Source organism: Amycolatopsis sp. NPDC004747 (assembly GCF_053601335.1).
In genome coordinates this window covers 241,376-259,056 of the sequence record NZ_JBSGBQ010000002.1, presented here as the reverse complement: position 1 = coordinate 259,056, position 17,681 = coordinate 241,376, and the positions used below count along the sequence as shown (strand labels likewise).

Here is a 17,681-nt window from a genome sequence, read left to right as displayed (position 1 = left end):
CAGCGCCGAGGCGCTCCGAAGCCGTCGTCGTCACTGTTGCTCTCCCCTTGGCAGCAGGGTGCTCCCACCTCGGCACCCTGCGTAGTCCGACGCGTCGGAGATTACCAGGGTTCCCGACTGCCGGTATCGCCCAAGCGAGAAGATCCGTTCCGTCCGGAAAGGGCATGGGAAACTTGGTGACAGAAGGTGATAATCGGTTTGGGGTTATTGTCGCCTGAAAGAAAGATCCGCTGGTTGAGGCGCAGTTCTGTCATCCTCTGCGTGCGCCCTCGGGGTAGACGCGACAGGCCCGGGCGATCATCAGGGGATCTTCGGTTCTGGCGAGGTGCCGCGGCCACCCTCTCGCCCGCTCCCAGGCCGCGGCACCTCGGCTCATGGCGTCGGCGAACAGCTCGTTTCGCCCAGGACCACGCGGCCGGTAAGCCCCGATGCCGGCAGAAACTCGATGCGCAGCATCGTCAATTCCACACTCCCGTCACCCGGGACGCCCTGGCTGTTGAACACCGCGTTCGCCAGCACCGTCCCGTCCGCCGTACGTACCGGGGACACATACCCCACCGGCACCGGGCTCGGCGGGTTCGCGATCCCCGACAACCCTCCGTACGTCCAGCTCGCGCTGGTCTGCGTCTGCGTCCCCTCGCACGTCACCGTCCAGCTCGACAACCTCACCCGCGGGCCGCCCGCCGGAACCAAAGCCGTCAGCTCGAAGTTCCTGCCCGTCGCCGTCGACTTGGTCGAGTTCGGGTCCGTTTTCGTGCAGGACGACGTTCCACCGCCGAACGTGATGCCCGGTTTCGAGAGTGTCGGGGCCGTTGCCGATGTCGGGCCGTCGATCGAACAGCGTCCCTGGGCCGGCACCGTGACCGTCGAGCCCTCCTTCGTGAACGACGCCGAGCCGATGTCCGCGACGCCCGGTGCCGTGGCCGCCGATGCCGGTGAAGCCGCCACCGCCGTCACCACTACAGCCGTGACGATCGTGCTGCGCATCTGTTCCTCCTCGACGAGCCGGGCGTCTCTTCCACGACTGAATATCCGCCCGCCGGAGACGTCCGTTGCGCCCGGAATCTCCGATCACCCTTTCGGGGATCGCGAACCACCCGGTGGCGGTGTCATGTTCGTCACCGTTTCCGCAGGACAGCGGGTAAACGACCGCGCGGCGCAGCCACTACGCTCAAGGGGCAACCGACCGGTGCACGAGTAGAGCGGAGCCGACGTGTCTGTGCCTTCCCCAGCCCCCGGGGCGGGATCCCTCCCCGCTGCGCCGGGCGGCGCCCTCGACGACCTGCGGGCGTCGGTCGGGCTGCAGATCGCCGACGAAACCCTGCTGCGCTCGATCGCCGGCGGGCTGACCGAGGTCGAGAAGCTGCTGCGCGAGGTCGTCCGCAGCGACGTCCAGGCCGTCAACGACGCCGCGTTGCACCTGGTCGAGGCCGGGGGCAAACGCTTCCGCCCGCTGTTCACGCTGCTCGCCGCCCAGTTCGGCCCCAAGCAGGACGACCACGTGGTGATCGCCGCCGCCGCGGTCGAGCTGGTGCACCTGGCCACGCTCTACCACGACGACGTCATGGACGAGGCCACAATGCGGCGCGGCGCCGAGAGCGTCAACGCGCGCTGGGACAACACCATCGCCATCCTCACCGGCGACTTCCTCTTCGCCCACGCTTCGCGGCTGGTCGCCGACCTCGGCACGGACGCCGCGCGGATCATCGCCGAGACCTTCGGCGAGCTGGTCACCGGCCAGATGCGCGAGACCGTCGGCCCCGGCCCGGGTGACGACGCCGTCGCGCACTACCTCACCGTGATCGCCCAGAAGACCGGCTCGCTGATCGCCACCTCCGGCCGGTTCGGCGGCATGATGTCCGGCGCCGCCGAGGAGCACATCGAGGCGCTGCGCCGGTTCGGCGACATCATCGGCACCGCCTTCCAGATCTCCGACGACATCATCGACATCGCCTCGCCGTCCGACGAGCTCGGCAAGGCGCAGGGCACCGACCTGCGCGAAGGCGTCCGGACGCTGCCGATGCTGTACGCGCTGGCCGACCCGGGTACCGACCCCCGGCTGGTGGAGCTGCTGTCCGGCCCGATCGCCGACGACGCGCTCGTGCAGGAGGCGCTGGACCTCCTTCGGGTGAGCAGCGGACTCGATCGAGCACGCGTCACCCTTTCCGACTACGCTCAGCGCGCGCGAGCCGAGCTCGCCGCGCTGCCGGCGTCACCCGCCCGGGACGCGTGCGAGTCGGTCGCCGACTACCTGGTCGCGCGCACGCGCTAAAGCACTTAACAGGGGCAGGAAAAGATGTCCATATTCGGACAGGTCTGGCTGTGGAGCCTCGCCGCGTTCTTCGTCGGGGTCGCCCTGACCTGGCTGGTGCTCGTGCTGCCGCTCCGCAAGAGCGTCCGACGGCTGGAGAGCTCGCTGGCGCAGGCCCACGCCGACGCCGCGCGCACCCCCGCGAACGCCGGCGCGGTGCGCGGCTCCGATGCCTTCCGGCGGCCCGAGCCGGAGCCCTCCCGCCAGGAGACCTCCTACCCGGGCACGCTGGTCGCCGCGCCGCCGATCCACCGCGACGACGTCCACGACGACATCGACGAGGACTTCGCCGAGCTCGACGCCCAGGTGCCGTCGCGGATGCCGCCGACCGAGCCGTTCGTCCACCCGCCGGAACCGGAGCCCGAGGAAGGCGACCCGTACCGGAGCGCGGCCGCGCAGTTCCTGACGCCGGACGACGAACCGGATCGCGCCGCCCCGACCCAGTACCTCGCCCCGGTCGGGGACTCGTTCGACGACGAGCCCGAGTCGCCTGCCCTGTCGCGGCTCGAGCAGAAGCTGGACCCGGACCCCGCGGGCTCGCTGTTCCAGTCCCCGGCCGGCGAGGCGGCGTCCGCGCCCACGCCGGACTGGTTCGACGACGAGCCGCCGTCCGAGCGGTCGGCTTTCGAAGAGCCGGTGGAGCGCACCCGCTTCATCACCGAGCACCCCGGTTCGGTGCGCGAGGACGAGCCGGAAGAGGACGAGCCGCCGCAGTACGCCTTCGGTGGCGACATCGCCGAAAGCGAGCTGGACGTGCCGCCGGAGACCCCCGCCGAGGCGACTCAGGTGCTGCCGAAGCGGCAGCCCCGGGAGGCGGTCCGCGGCGGGTTCGACGCGCCGCAGCCGATCCAGCCGTCGATGCGCACGGTGGAACGCCGCGAGCCCGACCTGTCCGGCGCGCACAGCGGCTCGCTGTTCGAGCCGTCCGTGCAGCCGAACCAGGCGGCGGCCGGCCTCGCGGCGCCGGAACCGCCCCCGGCCCGCCAGGCGGCGGGCGACTCGGTCCCGCCGGGCCCGTTCGGTCCCGGATCGGCGATGCCGCGCCCGGGCGGCGGGGCACCCAGCGACAGCTTCGCCGTCAAGGCCAGCGTCACCGCTTTGCGGTACTGCACCGAGGAATCGGCGCAGTTCCCGAAGATGGTCGCCGAGGTCTGGTTCCGGACGGCCGAGGACGCCGAGCGCGTCGGGTTCCGGCCGCTCAGCTGACCGCGGGCCCGGCCTGGAACAGGACCAGGGCCGCGCCGCCGGGATCGGTGACCACCACCAGGGAGCCGAACGGCAGATCGGTGCGCTCGCGCACCAGGGTTCCGCCCAGCTCCAGCGCTTTCGCCGCGGCGGCGTCCACATCGGACACCGGCGCGTAGGGCAGCCACTGCGGTGCCCGGTCGTCGCCCGGCGCGAGCTCGGTGAGACCGCCCCAGGGCACGCCGCCGGCCGTCAGCAGGGCGTCTTTCGCTTCCCAGCCGAGCAGCTCGGCGAAGAACCGCTTGCTGCCCGCCGGGTCGGCGGTACGGACGTCGAAGAACACGAACGGTGATTCAGGTCGCATAGCCTAAAACTTAGGACATGCGTCCCGACTGGGGCAAGCCCGGAAACGCCGGAGGCCGCCATGCACCGGGCATGGCGGCCTCCGGGGAAGCAGCGGTTACGCGACCGTCCAGGTGTCCTTGCCGCGCAGCAGGCCCTGCAGGTCCGGCTTGCGGGCCGCGCGGGCCTCCTCGACCTGGGCGCGGGCGCCGTCGTCGTACGTCGGGCGCTCGACCTGGCGGAGGATGCCCGTCGGGACGTGGTTGAGGTTCTGGTCGCCCAGGCGCGACAGCGCGAACGCGTACGACGTGTCCGTGATCGACGGGTCGTGCACCACGATGTTGTCTTCGCCGATGTCCGCGACCTTGGCGACGTCCAGGCCGCCCCAGTCGCCGCGCTTGACGCCGAACTCCTGGTTGGGGCCGAAGCGGATCGGCTCGCCCGCGCGCAGCGGGATCAGGCGCGTCGCGGCCTCGTCGGCGTCCTTGAGGACGTCGAACGCGCCGTCGTTGAAGATCGGGCAGTTCTGGTAGATCTCGACCAGCGCCGAGCCACGGTGCTGCGCCGCCGCCTGCAGGACCTCGGTCAGGCCCTTGCGGTCGGAGTCCATCGCCCGGCCCACGAACGACGCCTCGGCGCCGATCGCCAGCGAAAGCGGGTTGAACGGCGTGTCCACCGAACCCATCGGCGTCGACTTCGTGACCATGCCCTGCCCGGACGTCGGGGAGTACTGGCCCTTGGTCAGCCCGTAGATCCGGTTGTTGAACAGCAGGATCTTGATGTTCACGTTGCGGCGCAGCGCGTGGATCAGGTGGTTGCCGCCGATGGACAGCGCGTCGCCGTCACCGGTGACGACCCACACCGACAGGTCCGGCCGCGTGGTGGCCAGGCCGGTCGCGATCGACGGCGCGCGGCCGTGGATCGAGTGCATGCCGTAGGTGTTCAGGTAGTACGGGAACCGCGACGAGCAGCCGATGCCCGAGACGAACACGATGTTCTCGCGCTTGAGGCCGAGCGTCGGCAGAAAGGACTGGACCGCGTTCAGCACGACGTAGTCGCCGCAGCCGGGACACCAGCGGACCTCCTGGTCCGACTTGTAGTCCTTGGCCTTCTGCGGCTCGTCGGTGGTGGGCACAAGGTCCAGGCCACCGAGGTTGGGTATCCCCAGATCGATTGCGGTCATTTCGCCGCCTCCGTAGCAACGCCGGTGATGATCTCCGAGAACAGGTTCTGCAGCTCTTCGGCCTTGAACGGCAGGCCGGCGACCTTCGTGTGCGAGTGGACGTCCACCAGGTACTTGGCCCGCAGCAGCAGCGCGAGCTGGCCGAGGTTCATCTCCGGCACCACGACCTTGTCGTAGCTGCGCAGGATGTCGCCCAGGTTGGCCGGCAACGGGTTGAGGTGCCGCAGGTGCGCCTGCGCGATCGGCAGGCCGAGCTTGCGCACGCGGCGGCAGGCCGCGCCGATCGGGCCGAACGAGCTGCCCCAGCCCAGCGCGAGCACGCGGGCCTTGCCGCCACTCGGGTCGTCGACGACGAGGTCGGGGACGTCGATGCCGTCGACCTTCGCCTGCCGCAGCCGGACCATCTTGTCGTGGTTGTCCGGGTCGTAGGAGATGTGGCCGGTCTTGTCGGCCTTCTCCAGCCCGCCGATGCGGTGCTGCAGCCCCGGCGTGCCCGGGATCGCCCAGGCGCGGGCGAGGGTCTCGGGGTCGCGGACGTACGGCCAGAACTCGCCGGAGCCGTTGTCCGCGTTGGGTTCGGTGGCGAACTCGACGCGCAGGTCCGGCAGCTTGTCGACGTCCGGGATCAGCCACGGCTCGGAGCCGTTCGCGATCGCGCCGTCCGAGAGCAGCAGCACCGGCGTGCGGTACTTCAGCGCGATGCGGGTGGCCTCGACGGCGGCGTCGAAGCAGTCCGCCGGCGACAGCGGCGCGATGATCGGGACCGGCGACTCGCCGTTGCGGCCGAACATCGCCTGCAGCAGGTCGGCCTGCTCGGTCTTGGTCGGCAGGCCGGTGGACGGGCCGCCGCGCTGGACGTCGATGACGACCAGCGGCAGCTCGACCATCACGCCGAGGCCGACGGCTTCGGACTTCAGCGCGACACCCGGCCCGGACGTCGAGGTGACGCCGAGCGCGCCGCCGTAGGACGCGCCGAGCGCGGCGCCGATGCCGGCGATCTCGTCCTCGGCCTGGAAGGTGATGATGCCGAAGTTCTTGTGCTTGGACAGCTCGTGGAGGATGTCCGAGGCCGGGGTGATCGGGTACGTGCCGAGCAGGATCTGCAGGCCGGAGCGCTGGCCGGCGGCGACGATCCCGTACGCCAGCGCGGTGTTGCCGGTGATCTGCCGGTAGGTGCCCTGGGTCAGCTTCGCCGGCGCGACCTGGAACGTCGTCGCGAACGACTCGGTGGTCTCGCCGTAGTTCCAGCCCGCGCGGAAGGCCAGGATGTTCGCCTCGGCGATGTCCGGCTTCTTCGCGAACTTCTCGCGCAGGAACCGCTCGGTGCCCTCGGTCGGCCGGTGGTACATCCACGACAGCAGGCCGAGCGCGAACATGTTCTTGCAGCGCTCGGCGTCCTTCTTGCCGAGGCCGGTGTCGGCGAGCGCGCCCTGGGTCAGCGTCGACATGGCGACCCGGTGCACCTGGTAGGGGGCGAGCGTGTCGTCGTCCAGCGGGTCCGTGGCGTAGCCGACCTTGGTCAGGTTGCGCTTGATGAACTCGTCGGTGTTGAGGATGATCGTGCCGCCGTGCGGGACGTCGCCGAGGTTCGCCTTCAGCGCGGCCGGGTTCATCGCCACCAGCACGTCCGGGCGGTCGCCGGGGGTGAGGATGTCGTAGTCGGCGAAGTGCACCTGGAAGCTCGAGACGCCGGGGATCGTGCCCTGTGGCGCGCGGATCTCGGCGGGGAAGTTCGGCATCGTCGACAGGTCGTTGCCGAACGCGGCGGCCTCGGACGTGAACCGGTCGCCGGTCAGCTGCATGCCGTCACCGGAGTCGCCCGCGAACCGGATGACCACCCGGTCCAGCTTGCTGACCTCGGTCGGCCTGGTTGCGGCGAGCGAGCCGTGGCCAGCGCCGTTGCCGTTCGCACTCGTGCTCATGGGTCAGGGATTCCCTCTCTCCCGACGGTACGGCTTCCGTTCGCCTGCCGGTGCCGCGGCTGCGTTCACCAGGTCTACTCTCGAGGTTAGCTCGCCCTCAACACCGATGTTGGTAGTGTCCCGGGTGTTGGGCGACCTCATCGGTGCTCTTCGATGTCCCCTCGCAGGTCCGCCGATTACCTGTAACTGATGGTAACGGCTAGTTGCTGCGCTGCGTTGTGATGCGTGTCTCCCGGGAGGGTAGGACCTCCGGCTCGAGTCACGGCCGAGAACGGATCCGGTCCCGCACCAGGGAAAGCCGTTCGGCGAACTCCGGAGACGCCAGCGACGCCAGCTGCGGCCGGATCTCGACGTCCACGGCGGCGCGGTGTTCGGCCAGGCCCGCGGTGGTGCGGAGACTGCGCTTGGTGGCGATCAGCGCTTCCCGCGGCGCGGCGACGGCGGCGTGAGCGAGGTCACGCGCGGCCGTCAGCAGTTCGTCATGGCCGCCGTCGACCACGCGCAGCGCCAGCCCGGCGCGCACCGCGGCCTCGGCGTCGAGCGGCTGCCCGAACAACGTCATGGCGGCGGCCTGCTGCGGGCCGGCGATCCGCTGCGTCATCCAGGTCATCCCGCCGCCGGGGTGCAGCCCGAGTTCGAGGAACCGGGCGACGAACTTCGCCCGCGGCCCGGCCAGCCGGACGTCGGCGGCGAGGGCGAGGTTCAGCCCGGCCCCGACGGCGGCACCCCCGACGGCGGCGATGGTCGGGAGCTCGCACCGGGCGACGGCGAGGAAGCCTTCGTAGATGGCGCGCAGACCGGTTTCGTCGGCGTTGGCCAGTGCATCGAGGTCGGCGCCGGCGCAGAAGGCGGGCGGGGTGCCGGTGACGACGACGGCGTGCACGGCGTCATCCCGTTCGGCGGCCTCGACGGCTTCCTTGAGCTGAGCGGAGAGGTCGAGGGTCAGCGCGTTGCGGCTGCCGGGCGCGTCGACGGTCAGCAGGGCGATGCCGCCGGAGTGCTCGCTGACGATGCTGTCGGTCATGGGGCTCAGCGTGGCAGGCTGGGTGCATGGGGGAACTGGTCGGGGTGCTGGTCAAGGGCATCGTCGTGCTGGTGGGCAACCTGCTGACGGTGATCGACACGGCCGAGCTGTTCGGAGGACGCCGCCGCCGGGCCCGGGCCGCGGCGTCGGCTCGTGGCGCGAGGGTGGAGTACCCGTGCGTGCTGCGGTCCGAGGAGCTGACGTCCGGACGTGAGCGGCGCGGGTGGCTGGTGGTGGGGGACGGGCCGGTGCGGTGGCGGTCGGTGGGTGCGGAGCCGGTGGTGTTCGAGCCGGGGGAGCTGACGATGCAGGCGGTGGACCGGCAGGCGGTGACGTTCCACGGGGCGGGCGGCCGGACGGAGCTGCGGCTGCACCCGGATGAAGCGCCGGCGGTGCTGCGGGCGTTGGGTGGTTGAGGTCTCGGTGGTGCTGTGGGGCCCGAGGCGCGGCGAGCGCTGAGTGGCCGAGGCGTCGGCCGCTGCGGTCGCTGGAGCACTGGCAAGGCGGTCGCTGGACGGCTGAGGCGTCCGGGGGCGGCCGCAGCGCTCCAGGCGGCCGAGGGCGGCCTCCGGCCCCCGGTGACCAGCGTATCGGCGAGGGCCGACGGTTTCGCGATCTCGACGCCCCAGGGGCGCGCACTTGTCCACAAGGCCGCCAACCTGTGCGCAGGCATCAAGGCCTCGCCCGGAACCGTCGGACCCCGCCGGTACGCTGGAAACCGGGGGCCGGAGGCCTCACTGCTCCGGAGTAGGCGGCCGCTCCAGCAGCCGCGAGAGCACCACCGTCGACACCGTCCGGTCCACGATCTCCAGTCCGCGCAGCCGCTCCAGTGCCGTCTCCAGGTGGTGGATGTCCGCCGCCCGGAGGTGGACGATGGCGTCCGCCGCGCCCGAGACCGTGTACGCCGCCACCACCTCCGGCAGGGGCTCCAAGCGGGCTCGGATGCGGGCCGGCGTGATGTTGCCCTGGCACGTGACCTCGACGAACGCCTCCGTTCCCCAGCCCAGCGCCTCCGGGTCGACCACCGCCGTGAAGCCGCGCAGGATGCCCGTTTCCAGCAGGCGGTCGACGCGCCTCTTCACCGCCGGCGCGGACAGGCCGACCACCTTGCCGATCTCCGCGTAGCTGGAGCGCGCGTTCGCCACGAGACACGAAACGATTCGCTGGTCGATGGTGTTCACACGCAACATTTAGCACAGATATGCGCAGCGAACAGCGATTGATTGCGATATTAGGCGCGCCTTACCCTGCAACCATGCAGGCGATGCGCGTACCGACCACTCGTCGATACCTCATGTGCCCGCCGCGCTTCTTCGCGGTGGACTACGTGATCAACCCCTGGATGGACCCGACCCAGCCGGTCAGCGCGGACAAAGCCGTCGCGCAGTGGACCGAGCTGCGCGACACCTACCGCCGCCTCGGCCACACCGTCGAGGAGATCGAGCCCCAGCCCGGCCTGCCCGACATGGTCTTCGCCGCCAACTCCGGCACCGTCGTCGACGGCCGCGTGCTCGGCTCGCGGTTCCGCGCCCCGCAGCGCGCCGCCGAGGCCGAGCACTTCCGCCGCTGGTTCGTCGAGCACGGCTACCGCGACATCACCATGCCGGAGAAGATCAACGAGGCCGAAGGCGACTTCGCCTGGACCGGAAACCTGCTGCTCGCCGGCACCGGCTTCCGCACCGATCCGGCCGCGCACGCCGAAGCACAGGAAGTGCTCGGCGTCCCGGTCGTCTCGCTGCAGCTGGTCGACCCGCGCTACTACCACCTCGACACCGCCCTGTTCGTGCTCGCCGAGGCGACCGACACCACCCGCGCGCAGATCGCCTACTACCCGGAGGCCTTCTCGGCCGGCTCGTGCCGCGTGCTGGAGCGGCTGTTCCCGGACGCGGTGCTCGCCACCCGGGAAGACGCCGAGTGCTTCGGCCTCAACGGCGTGTCCGACGGACGTAACGTCGTGCTGCCGATCGAGGCCGCCCGTCTGGGTGAACTTCTGGTCGCACGTGGGTACGAACCCGTCTACGTCGACATCTCTGAGCTGCGCAAAGCCGGCGGCGGCCCGAAGTGCTGCACGCTCGAAATCCGCAAAGGCTGAATAACAGCGAAAACGTGTAACTCACCCGTTTGCCACGGCGATTAATCGAAGTAGCAAATCGACTACTCACGGTGGCAGGCGGTGGGAGTGGTGACGGTGATCCTCGCCGTGCACGGCGTGGGCAGGCCGGCGCGCCAGCTCGACCCCGGCGAAGACGAGCGCTGGCTGACCGTCGACCAGTTCGAGCGCGTCCTCGACGCCGCCGCGGACCACGAGGACGTCCGGCTGACCTTCGACGACGGCAACGATTCCGACGTCGAGATCGTGCTGCCGCGGCTGGCCGACCGCGGGCTGACGGCGGAGTTCTTCCCGCTGGCCGGACGGCTCGGGCAGCGCGGCTACCTCGACCGCGACGGCCTGTGCGAGCTCGCGCGCGCCGGGATGGAGATCGGCTCGCACGGCTGGGAACCGCGGGACTGGCGGCGGCTCGACGACCGGCACGCCGACCGCGAGCTGAAGGACGCGCCGAAGCTGCTCGGCGACCTCTGCGGCCGGCCGGTGCGGCGGTACTCGCTGCCGTTCGGCGCCTACGACCGGCGGGTGCTCGCGCGGCTGCGGCAGGCGGGCGCCACCCGCGTCTACTCCAGCGACGGCGGCGCGGCCCGCCGCGACGGCTGGCTGCAGGCGCGCACCGAGCTCCCGCACGACCTGGACGGCGACTGGCTCGACGGCCTGCTCGACGGCTCCCGGCGGCGGGCGGTGCGCTGGGCGAACCGCCTGTTCCGCCGCGCTGCCCGTTAGGTGCCGTTCGCCGGTTCCGGGCGGGGCGGCCGCGTCCCGGCCAACGGGACACCCGCCGAACCGGTCCCCCGCGTCCCGGTCCGATGAGCAGCGTTTTCGTCAACTCCGGCCACCTGATGGGAAATTCCCGCACCCACGGGTCTTGAACGCGCCCGTGGCCCGGGTGCATCCTGATGCTCCGCCGCCGTAAGGAAAGTTTCCTAACTAAAGGGAGCACCAGGAATGCGGAAACTGATCCTGCTCGCGACGCTCGCGCTGGCGGCGGCCGTGATGCCGTCGGCCCTCGCGTCGGCGTCGCCCGCCCCGGCCGCCGCGCAGCCGGCCACCGTCGATGCCGCCCCGACCGCGGCCCAGCTGCTCGCCAAGACCACCGGCTGCAAGCAGATCTCCAACGGCAAGTACAAGACCGACGAAGACGTTTCGAGCAAAACGGTCGCCATCTGCGACGCCAACGGCGCGGTCTTCTGGAAAGCCGACATGGACATCGACTGCGACGGCCAGCGCACCTCGCAGTGCAACGAGAACACCGACTGCTGCTTCCAGGACGACACCGCGTTCCACCAGTCCGACGGCAAGCCGCTCAACGCCGCGAAGCTGCCCTACATCGTCGTGCCGAGCTCCAGCAGCATCTGGAAGTACTCCTCCTCCGGCCTCAAGGGCGGCGGTTCCTGCGCGGTGATCTACAACGGCAAGGTCGAGTACACCGTCATCGGCGACACCGGGCCGTCGCAGATCATCGGCGAAGCCTCCTACGCCACGGCGAAGGACCTCGGCATCAACCCGGACCCGTCCAACGGCGGCACCGACTCCGGCGTCACCTACATCTGCTTCAAGAACTCGACGGTCTCGCCGATCGAGAACCACTCCAACGCGGTCAGCAAGGGACAAAGCCTCGCCACCACGTTCGTGAACAACAACTGACACCTATTCACGGCCCGGCGGCGAATCGTGGTTGACGGCCACGGTTCGCCGCCGGATCGAGACGCAATTCTCACTCGAATCCCTTGCGTCTCACCGCAGTCTCACGCTGTCCCCCGTTCGCCACGCCCGCGGTAACGATCCAGGGGCGCCCGCCGACCAACTTGAGGGTCGCGCGGAATAGCGGAGGTTTTGGCGTGAAGATCAGTGTCTTCGGGCTCGGTTACGTCGGCTGTGTCTCCGCCGCGTGCCTGGCGGGGCAGGGGCACCGGGTGGTCGGCGTGGACGTCAACCCGGTGAAGATCGACCTCATCACCCAGGGCAACGCCCCGGTGGTCGAGGAGCGGATCGGCGAGCTGACCGCCGAGGTGGTCGCGAGCGGCGCGCTGAGAGCGACGACCGACGTCGCGGAAGCCGTCGCCGACAGTGAGATCTCGCTGGTCTGCGTCGGTACGCCGTCGGCGCCGAACGGCAGCCTGTCCACGGTCTACCTCGAGCGGGTGGCCGAGGAAATCGGCGAAGCGCTCGCGAAGAAGAGCGAGCGGCACACCGTCGTCTTCCGCAGCACGATGCTGCCCGGCACCTGCCTCGACCTGCTGGTCCCGATCCTGGAGAAGGCCTCGGGCCGCACCGCCGGGGTCGATTTCGGGGTCGCGGTGAACCCGGAGTTCCTGCGCGAGGGCACCAGCGTCCGCGACTTCTTCGACCCGCCGAAGACCGTGATCGGCGAGATCGACGAAGCCAGCGGCGACGCCGTGGCCGGGCTGTACGAGGGGCTGCCCGGCCCGGTCTTCCGGGTGCCGATCCCGGTCGCGGAAATGACGAAGTACGCCGACAACTCCTTCCACGGCCTGAAGATCGGCTTCGCGAACGAGCTCGGCGCGATCTGCCGCGCACTGGGCCTCGACTCGCACCAGGTGATCGACGTCTTCCTCGCCGACACCAAGCTCAACATCAGCCCGGCCTACCTGAAGCCCGGGTTCGCCTTCGGCGGCTCGTGCCTGCCGAAGGACCTGCGCGGGCTCGTCTACGCCGCGCACCGCGCCGACGTCAACGTGCCGATCCTGTCGCACGTGCTCGCCTCGAACGACGAACACCTGCAGCGGGCGTTCGACCTGGTCGCGCGCACCGGCAAGCGCAAGGTCGGCCTGTTCGGGCTGTCGTTCAAGCCGGGCACCGACGACCTGCGCGAGTCGCCGCTGGTCGAGCTGGCCGAGAAGCTGCTCGGCAAGGGTTTCGACCTGAAGATCTACGACGCCAACGTCAGCCTCTCGCGGCTGATGGGCGCCAACCGCGAGTACATCGAGAGCCGGCTGCCGCACCTGGGCCAGCTGCTCGCCGGGACCGTCGAAGAAGTCGTGAACCACGCCGACGTCCTGCTCGTGGGCACCAAGGACCCGGACGTGCTGGCGGCCCTGCCGCACGGTGGCGACCGGGCCCTGATCGACCTCGTCCGCCTGCCCGACGCCGCCGAGCGTCGCCTTGAAGAGGGATACGCCGGTCTTGCCTGGTAAAGCGCTCATCCTCGTCGAGAACCTCTCCGTTCCCTTCGACCGGCGGGTCTGGCAGGAGTCCACGACCCTGCGCGACGCCGGGTGGGAAGTCCACGTGATCTGCCCGCAGGGCACGAAACGCGACACCGAGGCCGAAGCCGTCGTCGACGGCGTCCACATCCACCGCTACCCGCTGACGGCGGCGACCGGCGGCCCCGCCGGCTACCTGCAGGAGTACGGCAGCGCGCTGTGGCACACGCTGCGGCTGGCCCGCAAGGTCGGCCCGGTCGACGTCGTGCACGCCTGCAACCCGCCGGACCTGCTCTACCTGGTCGCGAAGTACCTGAAGCGCTCCGGCGCGAAGTTCATCTTCGACCAGCACGACCTGTGCCCCGAGCTGTACCTGTCGCGGTTCGACCGCGGGCAGGACCTGCTCTACCGCGGGGTCTGCGCGCTCGAACGCGCCACCTACCGCGCCGCCGACGTCGTCATCTCGACGAACGAAAGCTACAAGCAGGTCGCGCGGATCCGCGGCGGCAAGAAGCCCGAAGACGTCTTCGTGGTGCGCAGCGCCCCGGTCGTCGAGCGGTTCCACGAGGTGCCCGCCGAGCCCGAGCTGAAGAAGGGCAAGCCGTACCTGCTCGCCTACCTCGGCGTGATGGGCCCGCAGGACGGCGTCGACTACGCCCTGCGCGCGCTCGCGAAGCTGCGTGACGAGGTCGGCCGCACCGACTGGCACGCGGTGTTCGTCGGCTCCGGCGACGCGTTCGACGACATGGTCGCGCTCTCGGCGAAGCTCGGGCTGGCCAACCAGGTCGAGTTCACCGGCCGGATCTCCGACGAGGACCTGGTCCGCTACCTGTCCACCGCCGACGTCTGCCTCTCGCCGGACCCGCTGAACCCGCTCAACGACGTCTCCACGATGAACAAGGTCATGGAGTACATGGCGATGAGCAAGCCGATCGTCTCGTTCGAACTGCGCGAAGCGCGCGTTTCGGCGGGCGAGGCGGCGGTCTACGCCCCGGCGAACGACGAGTCGGCGTTCGCGAAGCTCGTCGCCCAGCTGCTCGACGACCCGGAAGAGCGGGTCAGGATGGGTAAACTCGGCCAGGCCAGGGTGGCGGGTCCGCTCTCCTGGGAGAACTCCGCGAAGTCCCTTCTTGCCGCGTATGAGCACGCTGTGAAGTCCTGATCGCCGTTCGGTCAAGAACTCACCGGACTTGTAACCAATGCTCCCGGTCCGACGACGACTCCGGTAACCGGCCGATTAACTGAACCCGTTCGGCGTACCCGGCTCAGGAATGGAGACCCCGCCGTTGACTGACGACACGGTGCGCCTGGCCCTGGTCGGGCAGGTCCTGCGACGGCGGTGGCGGCTGCTGGCCGCCCTCGCCATCCTGGGCGCGCTGGTCGGCGCCGGAGCGTCGATCCTGTTCTCACCCGGCTACAAGACCACCGCGGGCGTGCTGCTCCAGGGCCCGCGCCAGGCCGACGAGCTGCTGACCCAGGCGGACATCGCGAAGGCGTCGGTCGTGCTCGACCGCGCCGCGGCCGTGCTGCCGTGGCACCCCAGCGGCGCCGACCTGAAGGACCAGGTCAGCACGTCGGTGGCGCAGAGCAACGTCGTGACGATCACCGTCTCCGCCGACACCGCCGAGCACGCCCAGCAGCTCGCCGACCAGGTCGCCCAGCAGTACGTCAAGTTCTCCACGCAGCTGGCGACCAACTCCGCCGACGCCTCGGTGCAGCTGGCCCAGGAGCAGCGGGAGTCGCTGCGCCAGCAGGTCAAGCTGACGACGGAACGGATCAGCGACCTCGCCAAGAACGTCGGCGGCAACCTGACCGTGGAGAGCGTGCAGGTCCGCACCCAGCTCGAAGGGCTGAAGACGTCGCTGGAGCAGGCGATCAACGACCTGAACCAGGCCGACCTGGCCACCGGCGTCGGCAACACCGTGGTGCTCGGGCCGTCCCAGCGCCCGACGTCGCCGGCGGCCCCGACGATGACGCAGCTCGTCGCCGGGGGCGCGGTGCTGTTCTTCCTCGCGGGCGTGTTCGGCCACCTGTTCACCGCCCGGACCGACCGGCGCCTGCGGGGCGAGCCGGAGATCGCGTCCGCGCTGGGCGCGCCGATCCTGGCCGGCGTCGACGTCACCACCCCGCAGGGTGATCGCGCCCCGGCCACCGGGTTCGTGGGCAAGGTGCGGCGCCTGCTCGGCGGCGACCGGCCGTGGGTGCTCCCGCCGGTCGCCACCTCGGCCGACGAGGTCAACCGCGACATCCGCTACCGCCGGGTGCTGGCCCGGCTGGCCACCGGCCCCGCCGACGTCCTGCTGCTGGTGGCCGACGACGACGAGACCGGGCGGCTGGCCGCCGCCCAGCTCGCCGAGCTGGCCGACCGGCTGTCCGTGCCGCTGCGGGTCTTCGAGTTCTCGCCGGACCGGCCGACGGTGCCGGACGCCACGGCGAGTTCCGGGGTCCTGGTCGTGCTCGGCGCCGGCACGCGCAGCGCGTGGCAGCTCGTCCGGCTCGCCGAGGCCTGCACCGACGGCGGCCAGGAGATCGTCGGCGCCGTCCTCGCCCACCCCGTCCGGCCGAGCGAGCCGGAGAAACCCGGACCCGCGGCGGAAGCCCCCGAGAAAGCCTTGGCAGGTTCGGCGTGACGAATACCCCCGAAACCCCGGCGGCGCCGCTCATCGACCTGCAGCGCCTGTTCGTCGCGATCCGCCGCCGCAAGCGGTTCTGGCTGGCCACCGCGCTGCTCGGGCTCATCGCCGGCGCGGTGCTCGCGGTCGTGCTGCCCGCGCCGCCGACCGCGGTCGCCAAGGTGATCGTGGTCCACCAGGACGACTCGCCGACCGACAGCGGCACGCTGATGCGCACCGACGTCGCCGTGCTGCAGACCACCCAGATCGCCGGAGCCGCGCTGAAGAAGCTGGGCAGCACGGATTCGCCCGAAGACTTCATGAAGAACTACGCGGGGCTCGGGGTGACGAACAACATCCTGCAGATCACCGTCAAGGCCAAGACCAGCGAGGAGGCCGTGGCGCGGGCGCAGGCGCTGGCCGAGACGTTCATCGCCGACCACGTCAAGCGCAGCCAGGCGGCCGCGGCCGCCCAGTCGCAGGCCATCCTCGACCAGCGCAAGAACGCCCAGGACGAGCTGGGCAAGGTCGAGCAGCAGATCGTCCAGGAGGAGGGCAAGGGCCGCCAGGCCAGCCAGCCCGCCCTCGAAAACCTCTACAGCCGCCGCGCCGCGCTCACCGCGCAGATCTCGGACTTCACCTCGCGCGCCCAGCAGGCCGGCATCGGCAGCCCGCAGGTCGCCGCGGGCACCCAGGTGGTCGACGCGGCCCGCGTGCTGCCCAAGGCGTTCCTCAAGACGACCGCGACCAACGCCGGCATCGGGTTCGCGCTCGGCCTGGCCCTCGGGCTCGCGCTCGTCGCCGTCGGCGCGGTTTCGCGCGATCGGCCGGTGCTGCGCCGCGAGATCTCGACGCACCTCGGCGCGTCCGTGATCGCGCAGCTGCCGTCGAAGCTGCGCGGGCCCGCCCGGCTGTGGCGGCGTTCGCGCGCGGTCTCCGAGCGCCAGCGCGTCGCCACGACGCTGGTCCGCCTGATCAAGCAGGACCCGCGCGGGGTGTCGCTGCTGGAGCTCGGCGCGCCGAAGGTCGCCGCCGCGCTCAGCCTGGACATCGCCACGGAGCTGGCCGCCGACGGCGCGGCGAGCGTCGTCGACGACCTGCCGGGCGAGGACGTCCGCAAGCTGGTCGCGGAGACCAAGAGCGACGTCTCCGTGGTCGGCGCCGGCGATCCCGCCGCAGAGCCGGAGGAGCGCCGCGTCGGTGTCGGCACGGTCTCGCCGGGCACGGCGTGGACCGACCTGGAGCACCTCGGCAAGGAGACCGTGCTGGTCGTGAAGGCCGGGCACGCGAACACGCTGTGGCTGCACACCGTCGCGCGGCAGCTCGCCGACCAGGAGATCCCGATCCTCGGCATCGTGCTGGTCGACCCGGACCCGCGCGACAAGTCCGACGGGACGCTGTGGGACGGCCTGCACACGGCGTTGCGCGGGCGCGGCCGGAAGGCGGCGCAACCCGCCCCGGCCGAGGGCGAAGACCGCATCGACGAGCTGGTCGCCCGCGTCGCCGAGCGCGTCGCCCGGACCGAAGCGCCGACCCGGCGGTTCTCGCCGGTCCGGCCGGTGCTCCCGCCCGCGCTCACCACGCCGAGGCCGCCGGCTTCGCCGCTGCCGCCGCCCGGCAGCGTGAGCGTTCCCGACCACCTGAACGCGCCGACGAAGAAATTCGCCCCGGTCAAGCCCCCGAAGCGGCCGACGCCGTTCAAGCGAGATCACGGCGAACCGAACCACAAGGGCGATCTCGAACCCGAAAAGAGCAATGTGACAACCGGGGCTTCGCCCCGGGCCGGGGGTTCCGCCACCCAGACCCCCGAAAAGAGTGCGTGAGTCTC

The 17,681-nt window shown here is 70.8% G+C and carries 16 protein-coding genes; 11 read left to right on the top strand and 5 right to left on the bottom strand.

Annotated elements, in window-relative coordinates; genetic code table 11:
- The first annotated feature begins 445 nt into the window (after positions 1 to 445).
- The 3 genes from ACWEGE_RS03545 to ACWEGE_RS03535 are packed head-to-tail and all read left to right on the top strand — an operon-like array spanning position 446 to position 3,517.
- Positions 446 to 1,201 carry a hypothetical protein gene (locus ACWEGE_RS03545; RefSeq protein WP_449658848.1) on the top strand — a complete coding sequence of 252 codons (756 nt, stop codon included), beginning with the start codon at positions 446 to 448 and terminating at the stop codon, positions 1,199 to 1,201.
- Between the two features lie 18 nt (positions 1,202 to 1,219).
- Positions 1,220 to 2,272: a polyprenyl synthetase family protein gene (locus ACWEGE_RS03540; RefSeq protein ID WP_449659075.1), complete on the top strand. Its 1,053-nt coding sequence runs from the start codon at positions 1,220 to 1,222 to the stop codon at positions 2,270 to 2,272.
- Positions 2,273 to 2,296: 24 nt separating this feature from the next.
- Entirely contained in the window at positions 2,297 to 3,517 is a 1,221-nt protein-coding gene (locus ACWEGE_RS03535) for a sunset domain-containing protein (RefSeq protein WP_449658847.1), read from the top strand.
- Here ACWEGE_RS03535 and ACWEGE_RS03530 read toward each other — a convergent pair.
- The 4 genes from ACWEGE_RS03530 to ACWEGE_RS03515 form a co-directional block, all read right to left on the bottom strand.
- The gene (locus ACWEGE_RS03530; RefSeq protein WP_449658846.1) at positions 3,510 to 3,860 is read right to left on the bottom strand and encodes a VOC family protein; all 351 of its coding nucleotides are present in this window, start codon (positions 3,858 to 3,860) and stop codon (positions 3,510 to 3,512) included. The two genes, ACWEGE_RS03535 and ACWEGE_RS03530, sit on opposite strands and share 8 nt — an antisense overlap.
- 96 nt (positions 3,861 to 3,956) lie before the next feature.
- Entirely contained in the window at positions 3,957 to 5,021 is a 1,065-nt protein-coding gene (locus ACWEGE_RS03525; protein WP_449658845.1) for a 2-oxoacid:ferredoxin oxidoreductase subunit beta, read from the bottom strand.
- Positions 5,018 to 6,943 (bottom strand): 2-oxoacid:acceptor oxidoreductase subunit alpha, encoded by a 1,926-nt coding sequence (locus tag ACWEGE_RS03520; protein ID WP_449658844.1) that lies wholly within the window; start codon positions 6,941 to 6,943, stop codon positions 5,018 to 5,020. Before ACWEGE_RS03520 ends, ACWEGE_RS03525 begins: the two co-directional genes overlap by 4 nt.
- A gap of 259 nt (positions 6,944 to 7,202) precedes the next feature.
- On the bottom strand, positions 7,203 to 7,967 hold the full coding sequence (locus ACWEGE_RS03515; protein WP_449658843.1) for an enoyl-CoA hydratase: 765 nt from the start codon (positions 7,965 to 7,967) through the stop codon (positions 7,203 to 7,205).
- Between the two features lie 26 nt (positions 7,968 to 7,993).
- Here ACWEGE_RS03515 and ACWEGE_RS03510 point away from each other — a divergent pair, with 26 nt between their 5' ends.
- Positions 7,994 to 8,383 carry a hypothetical protein gene (locus ACWEGE_RS03510; protein WP_449658842.1) on the top strand — a complete coding sequence of 130 codons (390 nt, stop codon included), beginning with the start codon at positions 7,994 to 7,996 and terminating at the stop codon, positions 8,381 to 8,383.
- 318 nt (positions 8,384 to 8,701) lie between these two features.
- On the opposite strand, the gene ACWEGE_RS03505 is transcribed toward ACWEGE_RS03510, so the two are convergent.
- Positions 8,702 to 9,148 carry an Lrp/AsnC family transcriptional regulator gene (locus ACWEGE_RS03505; protein WP_033261465.1) on the bottom strand — a complete coding sequence of 149 codons (447 nt, stop codon included), beginning with the start codon at positions 9,146 to 9,148 and terminating at the stop codon, positions 8,702 to 8,704.
- 74 nt (positions 9,149 to 9,222) lie between these two features.
- Between ACWEGE_RS03505 and ddaH the strand changes: the two genes are divergently transcribed.
- The 7 genes from ddaH (at position 9,223) to ACWEGE_RS03470 (ending at position 17,676) form a co-directional block, all read left to right on the top strand.
- Complete coding sequence (gene ddaH, locus ACWEGE_RS03500; protein WP_449658841.1) at positions 9,223 to 10,059, top strand: dimethylargininase; 837 nt, start codon at positions 9,223 to 9,225, stop codon at positions 10,057 to 10,059.
- Positions 10,060 to 10,140: 81 nt separating this feature from the next.
- A complete protein-coding gene (locus ACWEGE_RS03495) occupies positions 10,141 to 10,800 on the top strand; it encodes a polysaccharide deacetylase family protein (RefSeq protein WP_449658840.1) in 660 nt (219 codons plus the stop codon).
- Positions 10,801 to 11,022: 222 nt separating this feature from the next.
- Entirely contained in the window at positions 11,023 to 11,721 is a 699-nt protein-coding gene (locus ACWEGE_RS03490; RefSeq protein ID WP_449658839.1) for a glycoside hydrolase family 75 protein, read from the top strand.
- 194 nt (positions 11,722 to 11,915) lie between these two features.
- Positions 11,916 to 13,232: a nucleotide sugar dehydrogenase gene (locus ACWEGE_RS03485; protein ID WP_449658838.1), complete on the top strand. Its 1,317-nt coding sequence runs from the start codon at positions 11,916 to 11,918 to the stop codon at positions 13,230 to 13,232.
- On the top strand, positions 13,222 to 14,403 hold the full coding sequence (locus ACWEGE_RS03480) for a glycosyltransferase family 4 protein (protein WP_449658837.1): 1,182 nt from the start codon (positions 13,222 to 13,224) through the stop codon (positions 14,401 to 14,403). The genes ACWEGE_RS03485 and ACWEGE_RS03480 overlap by 11 nt, the downstream gene beginning before the upstream one ends.
- 109 nt (positions 14,404 to 14,512) lie before the next feature.
- Positions 14,513 to 15,871, top strand: coding sequence for an exopolysaccharide biosynthesis protein (locus tag ACWEGE_RS03475; protein ID WP_449658836.1), 1,359 nt, complete (start codon positions 14,513 to 14,515; stop codon positions 15,869 to 15,871).
- A complete protein-coding gene (locus ACWEGE_RS03470) occupies positions 15,868 to 17,676 on the top strand; it encodes a Wzz/FepE/Etk N-terminal domain-containing protein (protein ID WP_449658835.1) in 1,809 nt (602 codons plus the stop codon). The genes ACWEGE_RS03475 and ACWEGE_RS03470 overlap by 4 nt, the downstream gene beginning before the upstream one ends.
- Positions 17,677 to 17,681 lie beyond the last annotated feature (5 nt).